Consider the following 13,617-nt stretch of genomic DNA (forward strand, 5'->3'; position numbering starts at 1 on the left):
GGAGCCGCACCGTCATGGCGGTGCACGTCACCGCACCTCGTACGTGAGCTCCCCCGTGTACTGCTCGAGCGGTTCGACGACCACCGTGACGGTGGCGACCCAGCGCCCCGTGCTGAGGACCTCGACCGCCTCGCTGACCCAGGTCGAGCCCGTCCCCTTCCCCGGGCGCACGGTCAGCGGCAGCCGATAGGGCAGCTCGACGGGCAGCGAGCGCACGGTGCCGTCGGCCGTCCGCAGGGTCACCTGCAGGTCCTCGGGCTGGTCGAAGTTCGCTCGCGGCGGCGTGACGGTCACCCGCAGCGACTGGCGCCCCGTGCGCGCCGGGTTCGCCTCGAGCGTGACCTCGTAGGGCCCGATCTGCTGCGCGGCCGTGGCCACGGGTGCCCACGCATCGCGCGCCGGGGGCACCGAGGACAGCAGACCCGAGACGAGCACGACGGCCACGACGAGACCCGCCTCGAGCCGCACCCGGGTGCCGAACCCGCGGCCGGACGTCCCGGAGGGCTCCGTGCCGCCCGCTGTCCGTCGGCGACGGATCCACAGCGCCCCCAGCGCCCCGAGCACGAGCGCCGAGCCGGCCAGCGCGAGCTTGGCCAGCAGCACGATCCCGTACGTCGTGGTGGTCAGGGCCGGGAGATACCCCACCTGGTCGACGGCCTGCAGCAGCCCGGTCGCCGACAGTGCCAGCACGCACGCGGCGGCGTACCCCGACCATCGCGGCAGGCGACGCACGAGGTCGGCGCCCACGGTGCCCCGCAGCAGCGTCGCGCCCAGCAGCGCGAGGCCGCCGAGCCACGCCACGGCCGCCGAGGCATGGACGATCGTCGAGAGCGCGTAGACCCAGGGCCCCGCCCCGCCGTGGCCGTTGAGCACCACCGAGACCACCGTCCCCAGGCCCAGGGCGATCACCGCGACCGCCGACCAGCGCGTCGCGGGGGCCGCGGCGAGCCGGCCCACGATGACGAAGGCCGCCGCGAGCAGCACGAGGCGCACCCCGATGTGCACGGCGTAGGTGGACCCGGCGAAGGCGGCGAGCGTTCCCGGCACGTCCACCGGACCCGTGGGCGGCAGCTGCCAGGCCCATTGCGCCCCGAGCTGCAGCATGGAGGCGACCGCGGCCGCGAGGATCCCGCGGCGCGACCAGCGCGCCACCCGGCGGCGGGCCTCGCGTCCCAGACCCAGCACGAGGGCGGCCGGGACCAGTCCGAAGGCGGGCACGAGGCTGGCGTACAGCAGTCCCTTCGTGACGCCCACGGCGAGGGTGAGGCTCGGGTCCGGTCCCTCCTCGAGCGGAGCGGACACCGCCAGCGCCGGGGTCCGGAATCCGAACTGGATCGAGCCGCCCACGGGATGGGAGTCCGCGGAGACCACGCGCCAGCTGGCGATGTAGACCCCGACGGGCAGGTCGGCGCGCAGGGGGATCGTCAGCGTCGTCCGGGCGGCGTCGAGCGTGGCCGGGCCCGCGTCGACCCGCACGCCCTCGGCGTCGATGACGGCGCCGCCGCCCGTCGCGTCGAACAGCTGCACGGGCTCGTCGAAGGTGACGACGATGTGGGCGGGCAGCTCCTGCAGCTCGCTGCCGTGGGCGGGGTTGGTCGCCACGACGGTGGCGTGGGCGCTCGCCGGGGCGGCGGGCGCACCGAGGACCGTCGCCGCGGCCAGGAGCACCGCGACGACGGCCAGGAGCATCGCGCGCCCCGGCGTGGCGACGCCGGGACCGCTCACCGTCGTCGGACCGCGCCGACGACGGCGATCACGGCGGCGAGCGCCGCGACGAACAGGGCGACGATCGCGACCGGGAGGGCGGCGCCGCCGCCGGCCGAGGCGGGTGCATCGTCCACCGCGGTCGAGGCGTCCGTCCCGCCGTCGGAGGCACCGCCGACGGCCGAGCCGTGCGCATCGGCGCCGCCCGCGGCGTTCGCACCGATGGTGATGCTCGGAGCGGGGTTGTCGGTCTCGACGCCCTCGGCGGCCTGCTGCGCCCAGTCCACCTGGGTGCCGTCGGAGTAGCTCTGGACGGCGGGGAAGAACAGCGTTCCCTTCTCCGGCAGGGGGCCCACCGAGATCTCGAACTCCCCGAACTGCTGGGGGGTGAGCCCGCCATCGGTGGCCGTCCACCGGACGAGGGTCGGCGCCTGCGTGATCGTGGTGCCGCCGGCCCCCTGGACGGGGGCGTCGAGGGTCGTGGTGACGACCTCCGCGGTCCACCCGGGCACGGGCTTGACCCGCACCGCGGTGAACGGCGTGTCCTGGGGCAGGTGCACCTCGAGGCCCACCGTGTTCGCGGCGTCCGACTCCGTCGGCACCCGGAAGGTGAGGGTCGTGTACCCGCCCGGGGACGCGTCGGCCGCCGTCGCGGTGACGTGCGCCCCGGCGGCCGTCTGGATGCCCAGCACCAGACCGGAGGCGAGCACCGTGGCGATCAGCCCGTGGACCAGGGCGCGGACCCGCCGCGCCGGGCGCGAGGTCCCGGCGCGGTGGAGCGGGGCGCTCACGCGCCGGCCCCGGCGGACCGGGCCACGGACCCTGCGAGCTCCGCCTCGGCGGCCTCGGCGTCCAGCAGCGCGAGGATCTCCTCGCGCTGATGGACGAAGCGGGGATCCGCCTGCTCGCGGGGACGCGGGAGGTCCACCTCGATGACGGCCCGCACCCGCGCCGGGCGCGGGGAGAACACGACGATCCGATCGGCCAGCACGAGCGCCTCGCTGACGTCGTGCGTCACGAGCACGGCCGTGTAGCGGCGCTCCTGCCACAGGCGCAGCAGCTCCCCCTGGAGGGTGCGTCGGGTCAGCGCGTCGAGCTTGCCCAGCGGCTCGTCGAGCAGCAGCACCGAGGGATCATTGACGAGCGCCCGGGCCAGCGCCGTGCGCTGGGCCATGCCGCCCGAGAGCTGCGAGGGCCACGAGTCCGCGAACTCGGTGAGTCCGACCAGTTCGAGCGCCTGGTCGATGCGCTGCTCGGACTGCTTGAGGATCCCGCGGGACTGGGGTCCGATCGCGACGTTCTGGCGCACCGTGCGCCAGGGCAGCAGGGTCGGGTCCTGGAAGACCAGGGCGCGGCTCGGGTCCGGCCCCGTCACGGGCCGCCCGTCGACGTAGACCTCGCCGCCGAGCGGACGGTCCAGGCCCGCGAGCAGCCGCAGCAGGGTCGACTTGCCGCTGCCGCTGGCGCCCACGAGGGCCACGAACTCCCCGGGTTTTACGGAGATCGACACCTCGTCCAGGACGGGGAGGTCCCCCTTCTTGGTCCGGAATCCCATGGTCACGTCGACGATGTCGATCGCGGATCCGTTGACGGTCACCATCGGGTGAGCTCCCTCTCCCAGCGCAGCACGTGGTTGCGGATGCGGAACAGCAGGGTCAGTGCGAGGCCGCACACGAGCACGAGGACGATGATCCCCGCGTACAGGCCGGGGAAGTCCCCCCAGCTCTTCTTCCAGCTCAGGTACCAGCCCAGACCCGCGTTGACACCGAAGTTCTCCGCGACGGTGAGCGAGACGAAGGCCGAGCCGAGCGCCATGAAGGCGCCGGTGAAGATCGACGGCAGGGCCGCCGGCAGGCTCACGCGCAGCACCAGGAACCAGCCCTTGGCGCCGAGCGTCTGGGCCACGTCGAAGTACGAGCGCGGCACCCCGAGGACCCCCGCCCGGGTGAGCACCGTGATCGGGAACCACACGCTCAGGGCGATCATGAACACCGCCCCGGCGTAGGAGGTCGGGAACAGCACGAAGACGATGGGCACCCAGGCCAGCGACGGCACGGGGCCGATGAACACCAGGATCGGGTGCACCCAGTAGTTGGCGGCCTGGAACCAGCCGATGGTCACGCCGGTCAGGAGCCCGGCCGTGAGCCCCACCAGGAAGCCGACCGCCAGCAGCCCCAGGGAGCTGCCGAGGCTCGCGGCGAGGGTTCCTCGCGAGTCCCACATGCGCTCGAGGATCTCCTGGGGTGCGACGAGGTAGGGCGGGGCGAAGATGAGCGTCTTGGCGGTCGTGAACACCCAGAACAGCAGGAACACCCCGGCGCCGACGACCCATGCGGCATCGTGCGCGACGTGCTCGTAGGCCCAGCGGCCGGCGCGGCCCGGCGCCTTGGTCAGGGCCCAGAGACCCAGCCAGGCGAGGGCCACGACGATCGCCGCGCCGATGAAGAACGGGTCGGCGCGCTCGATGTACCCGGCATCCCGCAAGGGGAGGTCCGGATGGTCGGGCACCAGCACCGTGACCGCCGCGAGGACGAGCCAGGCGCCGGCCCCGGTGAGGACGAGGGCGGCGGAGGGGCGGGCGGGGCGGGTGACGACGTCGAGGGCCGCCCGGAGACGGCTCACCTTCTGGTCCTCGATGAGAGCACCGGTGAGGTCCTCCGAGGAGAACCCGAGGCCCTCGGCCGTCACCCGCCGGCCGGTCGGTGTGCCGACCGTGGTGGTGCTGGACATATGGTGTCCCTCTCTCAGAAGGTCAGGCCGAGATCGACGAAGGCGAGGCTCGCCAGGGCCTTGGCATCGGTGTCCTCGGGCAGGAACCCGGTCTTGATGTACTTGGCGATCCCCGGCTCGAGCACCTCGTGCAGCGCCTTGGAGGACGGCGTGAAGGTGAGGGTCTCGAGCACCGGGATGATTTCCTCGGGGGTGCCTGCGACGTACTTCTTCTCCGACTCGAGCCTGGCCGTGGCATCGAGGTTGGCGCCCGCCCAGCGCGAGCCCTCGGCCCAGGCGGTCACGAGCTTGCCGGCGGTCACGGGGTCCTCGCTCACGAAGGTGTTGTTCAGGACCACGGCGCAGCACGGCTGGTCGGCGTTGGCCGAGAGCGACTGGTTGTCGGACAGCACCTTGGCCCAGCCGGCCTTGACGCCCTCGATGATCGGCAGGTACCCGCCGGAGGTCGCGATCGCGTCGACCTTGCCGTTCTGGAGCGCCTCGGGCAGCAGGGGCTGCTCGATGACGACCCACTCGACCTCCCCGGCCTCGGGGCTGGAGTTGATGCCCGCGTCGAGCAGGTCGAGGGAGAAGAAGTTGGTGGCCGAGCCCTGCAGGGCGCTCACACCGATCCGCTTGCCGCGCAGGTCCGCGACCTTGGCCACGGTTCCATTGGTCAGCGTGTACAGGTCGAGGCAGCCGTAGTGGAGGCCGCCGCTGAGCTTGACCGGCGTGCCGTTGTAGATGGGACCCAGGTAGTTGAAGAAGATGCCGTTGGAGGCGACGTACTTGCCCGAGCCGACGGCCTCGACGACGTTCTCGCCGTCGCCCGTCTTCTTGAGCGTCACGTTCAGGCCGGCCTTCTCGAACAGACCGTTCTCGTAGGCGATCACCAGCGGCGCCTCGCAGACGCCGCTGGGGGCGGTCAGCGCGAGCTCGCGATCGGCCCAGGACTTGGTCACGGCCAGGCCCGAGGTCGCGGCGGCGGTCGAGGCGGTCTTCTCCCGCCGGAGGAACCAGGTGGCGCCGACGCCCCCGGCGAGCAGCGCCGCGGCGCCCACGCCGGCACCGGCGAGGACGTGACGACGACGGATGCCGCTCTTCTGGGCCTCGGCGGGCTCGGCGGCGAGCGTGGCACCGCTGGGGAGCACGACCGGGTCGGCGCCGACGGGCTGCGCGGCGCCGTCCGCGGACGGGGCCGTGCCGGCGTCAGGGTTCTGCGCGGTCGGGGTCGCCTCGGGGGACTGCGCGGCGGCGGGATCGATGCCCGCCGGCTCGGAGCCGGGCGCGCCGGCACCGGGAGTCGTGGAGGCGGCGCTCCCGGAAGCTCCGGTCCCGGAGTCCGTGGCCTCCGAGCCGTTCGCCGCGGGACCGGTGTTCTCGGGGACCGAGGGTGCGGAACCGTTCGGGTCGGTGCCGCTGCCGCTGCCGTTCGGGTCTGAGCCGCCGGGCACCTGGTCGGGTGCCTGTCCGTCGGGCGTCTGGTTCATGGTCGATCTCCCCTGTGTGGGCCTGCTGGCGTGAGCGGCGAGCACCACGCTCGCCTAAGCTGAGGTTAGATGATCCATAAGACCAAGCAAGACCCCGTGTCGCGGACGTTCACACGCCAGCACATGCGCAGGTCCCGGGGGCTTCCGTGCGGCGGCGACCCCGGAGCCTCGCGTGCGGCGGCGTCGACACCCCGCCATCGACCCCCGTGGCCTGCGGCGACCGGATGTGACGCCGTGTGAGCGCGCCGTTCCCACCGTCGGCCCGCGCCCCTACCGTGTCGTCCCACCCGATCAGCAGGCCCGTGCACAGCCTCGAAGGAGCACCCCATGACGATCCGCACCGACGTCGATCCCGCAGCCGCCCCGACGCCCTCCGCCCCGGCAGGGCCCGTCGATCCCGAGGCGCGCGTGACGACGGGCCCCCTCGGCCGCCGCCACGGCACCGCGCCCCATCGCCCGGGACCTCACCGACCTCATCGGGGAGACTCCGCTCATCGAGCTCTCGGCCTTCGCGCAGCGCCGGGGGCTCGGTGCACGCCTCCTGGGCAAGCTCGAGCAGGTCAACCCCGCCGGGAGCGTCAAGGACCGGATCGCCTGGGCGATCATCCGCGACGCCGAGGAGCGCGGCGTGCTGCACCCCGGGGACCTCATCGTCGACATCACCAGCGGCAACACCGGGATCGCCCTGGCCTCCATCGCCGCGCGGCGCGGCTACCGCACGAAGTTCTACCTCGGGGACAACACCAGCCCGGACAAGCGCAACCTGCTCACGGCGCTCGGCGCCGAGCTCGTCACGGTGCCCAACAGCCTGTTCCTGGACCCCGAGGCCCTCGAGATCCTGTTCACCCGCGCCCAGGAGGAGAACCCCGGCGCCTTCGTGGCCGACCAGCTGGGCAACCCCGCCAACCCCCGCACGCACTACACGACCACCGGGCCGGAGATCTGGCGCGACACCGAGGGCGCGGTCGACGTGCTCGTCGCGGGCGTGGGCACCGGCGGGACCGCCTCCGGCGCAGGGCGCTTCCTCAAGGATCAGAAGGCCTCCGTGCAGGTGGTCATCGCCGAGCCGGGCGAGGAGTCCGTGCCCACGGAGGAGCAGATCTACCCCGACGAGATCGACGGCGTGCACAAGGTCGTCGACGTCGAGGACGAGCAGCTGCCGCCCAACTACGACATCACGATCGCCGACGAGGTCATCCCGATCGAGGCCGCGACGGCCTACGCCACGGCCCGCGAGCTCCTCCGGGAGGAGGGCCTGCTGATCGGCGCGTCCTCGGGCGCGATCATCGCCGCGGCGGCGATCCTCGCGGCCCGCCCCGAGCACGCCGGGCACACCATCGTCGCGGTCCTGCCGGACTCCGGCGAGCGCTACCTCTCGGCCGGGGTGTTCTTCCCTCGGCCGTGACGCCCATCGGCGCCGGCCGCGACCATCGCCGATCACCATTCGCGCCACCACCAGCATCACCAGCATCACCAGCATCACCAGCATCACCAGCCACCGTCGACCATCACCGACCACCGTCACAGGACCGAGGCACCATGACCGTCCATGCATCATTGCTCGAGGGGATCGGACACACGCCCCTGGTGCGTCTGACCCGCTCCGCCGAGGGCCTGGCCCCGCAGATCCTCGTCAAGGTCGAGGCGCAGAACCCCGGCGGCAGCGTCAAGGACCGTGCGGCCCTGTCGATGGTCCGCGACGCCGAGGCCCGGGGTCTGCTGCGCCCGGGCGGCACGATCATCGAGGCCACCTCGGGCAACACCGGAGTGGGCCTCGCGCTCGTGGCCGCGCACCTGGGGTACCGGACCGTCATCTTCGCCTCGGCCCTCATCTCCCCGGAGAAGATCGCGCTCATGCGCGCCTACGGCGCCGAGGTGCGCCTGCTGGACCGCTACCTCCCGCGCGACCATCCCGAGAGCCCGTTCTCCCTGGCCGCGGACCTCGCGGCGAGCACGCCGGGCGGATGGCACGCCAACCAGTTCGACAACCCCGCCAACCCGCGGGCGCACGAGGTCGGGACGGGGCCCGAGATCTGGGAGGCCACCGATCACCGCATCACCCACTTCGTGGCGGCCGCCGGGACCGGCGGCACCATCTCCGGCACCGCGCGGGCGCTGCGAGCACTCAGCGGCGGCCGGGTGCGGGTGATCGCCGCGGACCCCGCGACCTCGACGTACAGCGGGGGCGACGGCAGCGCCCATCTCGTCGAGGGGTCCGGGCACCGCCTGCACCCCGATGCCGCCGAGGACATCTGGCCCGGGTCCTTCGACCCGTCGGTGGTCGACGAGTTCGTGAAGGTCACCGACCGCGAGGCGATCGCGACCGCTCGCCGCGTGGCCCGCGTCGAGGGCCTGCTGCTGGGGACCTCCGCCGGTGCCGCGCTCACCGCGGCGTTCCGCCTCGCCGAGCGCCTGGGGCCCGACGACCGGATCGTGGTGATCGCCCCGGACACGGGCCGCAACGGCCTGTCGACGTACTACGACGACCAGTGGCTGGCCGATCGCGGATTCACCGGCCCGGACCTCGCGGCGGACGCCACGGGCAGGGTGCGCGTGCGCGATCTCGTGAGCCGTCCCGCCCCGCGGATCGCCCGCGGCACCCCCGTCCGCGAGGCCCGGGAGGCCTTCGTCGCGCAGGGGCTCGCCCCCGATGCCCCGGTGCTCGTCGTCCACCCGCTCCGCGACGCCGTCGCGCCCGTGCCGCCGGGCGAGGTGATCGGCGTCGTCACGCCCGCTGGGCTCGCCGAGGCGACGCGGGAGGATCTGCCGATCGAGGAGATCGCGGACCCGCCCCTGGTGACGGTGGGCGTCGGCCGCTCCCCGCGCGAGGCGATCGCCACGCTCGACGCCGGATCCCGGCATCTGGCCGTCCTCGGCGACGGCCGCATCGTCGGTATCGTGGATCGCGCCGCGCTGGACGGCGCCGACGCCGCCGCCCGGGCCACGGCCACGGCCCAGACACCGTCACAGCCGCAGGAGGCACCCGCCCGATGACCACCTCGCACCCTGTCGACCACTCCCCCGACACCCGGACCCCGAGCGTCCGAGTCGCCCGCCCGGAGGAGTACGAGGAGGTCGGGGAGCTGACCCTGCGCTGCTTCACGCGCACGGGGCCCCAGGCCGTGCCGATCCGCCCCGAGCGCCGCCGCCTGCTGCTGGGCGCGGAGCTCCGCGCCGCCGAGGGCGAGCTGCTCGTCGTCGAGGACCCCGGAACCGGGCGGATCGTCGGGACGGTGAGCCTGCTCCGGGCGGGCAGCGCCCTGTGCCGGCAGGCCACCGGGGACGAGCGCGAGGTGCGCCTTCTGGGCGTCGACGCCTCCCAGCGCGGCCGGGGTCTCGCGGCCGTGATCATGCGCGATGCGATCGCCCGCGTGGGACGCGACGGCGGCCGGACCCTCGTCCTGGACACGGGCCCGCTGAACACCACCGCGCACCGCCTCTACGAGCGGCTGGGGTTCGTGCGCCACCCCGAGCGCGAGGACACTCCCGCGACCCTCGGGGGGTTCCTGCGGGTGTACACGGTGGATGTCACGCAGCACGCGTGAGATCGCCGCCCCCGATTGCACGCCTGTGCCGGTCCTTTGGAACAATGGCCCCATGACCGATACCTCTGCGCACCCCGGGGCCGCTTCCGGCCCGATCCCCGACAAGCCCTCGCTCGACGGCCTCGAGGACCGCTGGGACCGCGTATGGAGTGACCAGCAGGTCTACGCGTTCGATCCCGACACGACGCGCGAGCAGGTGTTCAGCGTCGACACCCCGCCGCCCACGGCCTCGGGCTCGCTGCACATCGGCCACGTGTTCGGGTACTCCCAGGCCGACATGATCGTGCGCTACCAGCGCATGCGCGGCAAGAACGTGTTCTACCCGCTGGGCTGGGACGACAACGGCCTGCCCACCGAGCGCCGCGTGCAGAACTACTACGGGGTGCGTTGCGATCCCTCGCTGCCGTACGACCCGGAGTTCACGCCTCCGCAGGAGGGCGGCGACAACAGGTCCGCCAAGCCTGCCAACCAGCTGCCCATCTCGCGCCGCAACTTCATCGAGCTGTGCGAGACCCTCACCGAGATCGACGAGAAGTCCTTCGAGGAGGTCTTCCGCACCCTCGGCGTCTCGGTGGACTGGAACCACAGCTACCAGACCATCAACGCCGCCTCGCGCGCCACCAGCCAGCGGGCCTTCCTCGAGAACCTCGCGGCCGGCCAGGCCTACCAGTCCGAGGCCCCCACGATGTGGGACGTCACCTACCGCACCGCGGTCGCCCAGGCCGAGCAGGTCGACCAGGAGCGCGACGGCGCCTACCACCACATCGGCTTCTCCCGCACCGACGGCACCGGCGAGAAGGTCTTCATCGAGACCACCCGCCCCGAGCTGCTGCCGGCGTGCGTGGCCCTGGTCGCCCACCCCGACGACGAGCGCTACCAGGGCCTGCTGGGCACCACGGTCACCTCCCCCCTGTTCGACGTCGAGGTGCCGGTGCTGGCCCACCCCCTGGCCCAGGCCGACAAGGGCGCGGGCATCGCGATGATCTGCACCTTCGGCGACGCCACCGACGTCATCTGGTGGCGCGACCTGCAGCTGCCCACCCGCAGCGTCATCGGCCGCGACGGACGCTTCCTCCCGGACGCCCCCTGGATCACCACCGAGGCCGGCCGCGCGCACTACGCCGAGCTGGTGGGGCTGACGGTGTTCAGCGCCCAGAAGCGTGTGGTCGAGCTGGTCACCGCGTCCGGGGACCTCGTGGGCGAGCCGCGTCGCATCACCCACCCGGTGAAGTTCTACGAGAACGGCGACAAGCCGCTGGAGTACGTCACCAGCCGCCAGTGGTACCTCACCAACGGCGGGCGGGACACGAGCGAGGGCGGCCTGCGGGACGCGCTCATCGCCCGCGGTCGCGAGATCACCTGGCACCCGGCGTACATGGAGTCGCGCTACCGCAACTGGGTCGAGGGTCTGTCCGGCGATTGGCTGATTTCCCGCCAGCGCTTCTTCGGCGTGCCGTTCCCGCTCTGGTACGCGGTCGACGCCCACGGCGAGACGGACCACGACACCGTGCTCACCCCAAACCTCGCCCGACTGCCCATCGACCCGACGATCGATGCGCCCGAGGGCTACGACGAGTCCCAGCGCAACCAGCCGGGCGGCTTCGTCGCCGACCCCGACGTGCTCGACACCTGGGCCACGTCCTCGCTGACCCCGCAGCTCGCGGGCGGCTGGAACGAGGACCCGGAGCTGTTCGCGAAGGTCTACCCGATGGACCTGCGACCCCAGGGCCACGACATCATCCGCACCTGGCTGTTCGCGACGATCGTGCGCTCCCACCTCCAGCAGGACTCCCTGCCGTGGACCAACACCTCCATCAACGGCTGGATCCTGGATCCGGACCGCAAGAAGATGTCCAAGTCCAAGGGCAACGTCGTCACGCCCATCGGCCTGCTGCGCCAGCACGGCTCCGACGGCGTGCGCTACTGGGCCGGGCGCGCCCGCCAGGGCGTCGACACCGCCTTCGACGAGGGCCAGATGAAGATCGGCCGCCGCCTGGCCATCAAGATCCTCAACGCCTCGAAGTTCGCGCTGGGCTTCGGCACGGCACCCGCCGATCCCGCGGGCCTGCTCGCCGCGGATCCGACGGCCGTCACCGAGGCCGTGGACCGCTCCTTGCTGGCTTCGCTGGCCACCGTGGTCGAGGCCGCGACCGCCGCCTACGAGGAGATGGACTACGCGCGTGCCCTCGAGGTCACCGAGCCCTTCTTCTGGGCGTTCTGCGACGACTACATCGAGCTGGTCAAGGACCGCGCGCACGGCCAGGTGGGCGAGGCCGGCGCCGCGTCAGCCCGGGCTGCGCTGGCCATCACCCTGGACGTGCTGCTGCGGCTGTTCGCTCCCGTGGTCGTCTTCGCGACCGAGGAGGTGTGGTCGTGGTGGCGCGAGGGCAGCGTGCACACGCAGCCCTGGCCCGACGCGGCTCCGCTACGCGAGGCCGCGGCCGGCACGCCCGCCGAGCTGCTGTCCACGCTCTCGGATCTCGTGGTCGCCGTGCGGCGCATCAAGTCCGACGCCAAGGTCTCCCAGAAGACGCCGATCCTGCGGGCGACGCTCTCGCTTCCGGCGGCACGCGCGGAGCTCGCCGAGGCCGGCCGCTCGGACCTCACGGCGCTCGGGCGGATCGAGGCGCTGACCATCGTGGGCGGCGCCGAGGACGGCATCTCCGTCACCGACGTCGAGCTGGGCGAGCCGCCGGTCAAGCAGCCGCGGCACTGAGCCCGCAGGGCCCCATGTGGCCCGCTGGGTCCACGGGGGACGTCGCCGGGTGGCGGCGCCCCCCGGACTCCTGCATAATCCAGGGATGCCCGGGGCGGGGATCCTCCTCTCCGTGTCGACGACGAACGGATTCACCGATGGTGCGACGTCAGCTGCCCAAGCCTGCGGAGATCTTCGATCTCCTGAAGTTCCGCACGCCCGACCTCGACGGACGCCACCGGCGCCTGAGCCGAGCGATGACGATCGAGGACCTGCGGCACATCGCGAAGTTCCGCACCCCGCGCGCCGCCTTCGACTACACCGATGGCGCCGCCGAGGGCGAGCTGTCGATCCACCGCGCGCGCCAGGCGTTCCTCGACGTGGAGTTCCACCCCGACATCCTGCGCCCCGCGGTGGACGTGGACACCTCCACCGAGATCCTCGGCGGCCCCAGCGCCCTGCCGTTCGGGATCGCCCCCACCGGCTTCACCCGGCTCATGCAGACCGAGGGCGAGATCGCCGGAGCGGGCGCCGCCGGGGCCGCGGGCATCCCCTTCACCCTCTCCACGCTGGGCACCACGTCGATCGAGGACGTCAAGGCCGCCAACCCCCACGGCCGCAACTGGTTCCAGCTCTACGTCATGCGCGACCGCGAGATCTCCTATGAGCTCACGCGCCGCGCCGCGGCCGCCGGCTTCGACACGCTGTTCTTCACCGTCGACACCCCCGTCGCCGGTGCCCGCCTCCGGGACAAGCGCAACGGCTTCTCGATCCCGCCGCAGGTCAGCATCGGCACCGTGCTGGACGCGGCGACCCGCCCCTGGTGGTGGATCGACTTCCTGACCACCCCCAAGCTCGAGTTCGCGTCCCTGGACTCCACCGGCGGCACCGTCGGCGAGCTGCTGGACGCGGCGATGGACCCCACCATCAGCTACGACGACCTCGCGGTGATCCGGGAGCTGTGGCCCGGGAAGATCGTCGTCAAGGGCGTCCAGAACGTGCCCGACGCCGTGCGTCTCGTCGAGCACGGCGTCGACGGGATCGTGCTGTCCAACCACGGCGGCCGCCAGCTCGACCGTGCGCCGGTGCCTTTCCACCTGCTGCCGTCCGTGGTCCGGGAGATCGGCCAGGACACCACGATCATGATCGACACCGGGATCATGAACGGCGCCGACATCGTCGCCTCCGTGGCCCTCGGTGCGGACTTCACGCTGATCGGCCGCGCGTACCTCTACGGGCTCATGGCCGGCGGCCGCCAGGGCGTGGACCGCACCATCGAGATCCTCCGCGACGAGATCGTCCGCACCATGAAGCTGCTGGGCGTCCAGACCCTCGACGAGCTCGAGCCGCGGCACGTCACCGCGCTCGCCCGCCTGGTGCCGTACCAGATCGACTGACCCAGCAGGTGCGCTGCCGGCGGGGCGATCAGGCCCCGTCGGTGCTCGGCCGCGTCACGCTGACGGTGTGATCCGGC

The 13,617-nt window shown here is 72.8% G+C and carries 10 protein-coding genes; 5 read left to right on the top strand and 5 right to left on the bottom strand.

The annotated features are described in order from the left end of the window. Window positions 1–27: 27 nt before the first annotated feature. The 5 genes from ACT3TZ_RS07785 to ACT3TZ_RS07805 are packed head-to-tail and all read right to left on the bottom strand — an operon-like array spanning window position 28 to window position 5,903. On the bottom strand, window positions 28–1,725 hold the full coding sequence (locus ACT3TZ_RS07785; RefSeq protein ID WP_444582834.1) for a copper resistance CopC/CopD family protein: 1,698 nt from the start codon (window positions 1,723–1,725) through the stop codon (window positions 28–30). Then, on the bottom strand, window positions 1,722–2,495 hold the full coding sequence (locus ACT3TZ_RS07790) for a YcnI family copper-binding membrane protein (protein ID WP_444582835.1): 774 nt from the start codon (window positions 2,493–2,495) through the stop codon (window positions 1,722–1,724). Before ACT3TZ_RS07790 ends, ACT3TZ_RS07785 begins: the two co-directional genes overlap by 4 nt. Continuing rightward, entirely contained in the window at window positions 2,492–3,304 is an 813-nt protein-coding gene (locus ACT3TZ_RS07795) for an ABC transporter ATP-binding protein (protein ID WP_444582836.1), read from the bottom strand. The genes ACT3TZ_RS07790 and ACT3TZ_RS07795 overlap by 4 nt, the downstream gene beginning before the upstream one ends. Continuing rightward, the gene (locus ACT3TZ_RS07800) at window positions 3,298–4,434 is read right to left on the bottom strand and encodes an ABC transporter permease (RefSeq protein ID WP_444582837.1); all 1,137 of its coding nucleotides are present in this window, start codon (window positions 4,432–4,434) and stop codon (window positions 3,298–3,300) included. Before ACT3TZ_RS07800 ends, ACT3TZ_RS07795 begins: the two co-directional genes overlap by 7 nt. A 14-nt stretch (window positions 4,435–4,448) precedes the next feature. Continuing rightward, entirely contained in the window at window positions 4,449–5,903 is a 1,455-nt protein-coding gene (locus ACT3TZ_RS07805; protein WP_444582838.1) for an ABC transporter substrate-binding protein, read from the bottom strand. 475 nt (window positions 5,904–6,378) lie between these two features. Here ACT3TZ_RS07805 and ACT3TZ_RS07810 point away from each other — a divergent pair, with 475 nt between their 5' ends. The 5 genes from ACT3TZ_RS07810 to ACT3TZ_RS07830 all read left to right on the top strand — a co-directional run bounded on the left by ACT3TZ_RS07810 (window position 6,379) and on the right by ACT3TZ_RS07830 (window position 13,540). Then, entirely contained in the window at window positions 6,379–7,308 is a 930-nt protein-coding gene (locus ACT3TZ_RS07810) for a PLP-dependent cysteine synthase family protein (protein WP_444582902.1), read from the top strand. 134 nt (window positions 7,309–7,442) lie between these two features. Beyond that, window positions 7,443–8,897, top strand: coding sequence for a pyridoxal-phosphate dependent enzyme (locus ACT3TZ_RS07815; RefSeq protein WP_444582839.1), 1,455 nt, complete (start codon window positions 7,443–7,445; stop codon window positions 8,895–8,897). Continuing rightward, a complete protein-coding gene (locus tag ACT3TZ_RS07820) occupies window positions 8,894–9,448 on the top strand; it encodes a GNAT family N-acetyltransferase (protein WP_444582840.1) in 555 nt (184 codons plus the stop codon). The genes ACT3TZ_RS07815 and ACT3TZ_RS07820 overlap by 4 nt, the downstream gene beginning before the upstream one ends. A 52-nt stretch (window positions 9,449–9,500) precedes the next feature. Beyond that, window positions 9,501–12,164, top strand: a complete 2,664-nt coding sequence (valS, locus tag ACT3TZ_RS07825; protein WP_444582841.1) for a valine--tRNA ligase — start codon at window positions 9,501–9,503, stop codon at window positions 12,162–12,164. 137 nt (window positions 12,165–12,301) lie between these two features. Further along, window positions 12,302–13,540, top strand: coding sequence for an alpha-hydroxy acid oxidase (locus ACT3TZ_RS07830; RefSeq protein WP_444582842.1), 1,239 nt, complete (start codon window positions 12,302–12,304; stop codon window positions 13,538–13,540). Window positions 13,541–13,617 lie beyond the last annotated feature (77 nt).

Origin of the sequence: Brachybacterium sp. AOP25-B2-12 (assembly GCF_052378625.1) — a bacterium.
In the GTDB taxonomy this organism is placed as follows: domain Bacteria; phylum Actinomycetota; class Actinomycetes; order Actinomycetales; family Dermabacteraceae; genus Brachybacterium.

Bases quoted from the DNA above. Each gene is read 5' to 3' on its own strand.
- ACT3TZ_RS07795 (WP_444582836.1), bottom strand. From the start codon at position 3,304: ATGGTGACCGTCAACGGATCCGCGATCGACATCGTCGACGTGACCATG.
- ACT3TZ_RS07800 (WP_444582837.1), bottom strand. From the start codon at position 4,434: ATGTCCAGCACCACCACGGTCGGCACACCGACCGGCCGGCGGGTGACG.
- ACT3TZ_RS07805 (WP_444582838.1), bottom strand. From the start codon at position 5,903: ATGAACCAGACGCCCGACGGACAGGCACCCGACCAGGTGCCCGGCGGC.
- ACT3TZ_RS07815 (WP_444582839.1), top strand. From the start codon at position 7,443: ATGACCGTCCATGCATCATTGCTCGAGGGGATCGGACACACGCCCCTG.
- ACT3TZ_RS07820 (WP_444582840.1), top strand. From the start codon at position 8,894: ATGACCACCTCGCACCCTGTCGACCACTCCCCCGACACCCGGACCCCG.
- valS (WP_444582841.1), top strand. From the start codon at position 9,501: ATGACCGATACCTCTGCGCACCCCGGGGCCGCTTCCGGCCCGATCCCC.
- ACT3TZ_RS07830 (WP_444582842.1), top strand. From the start codon at position 12,302: ATGGTGCGACGTCAGCTGCCCAAGCCTGCGGAGATCTTCGATCTCCTG.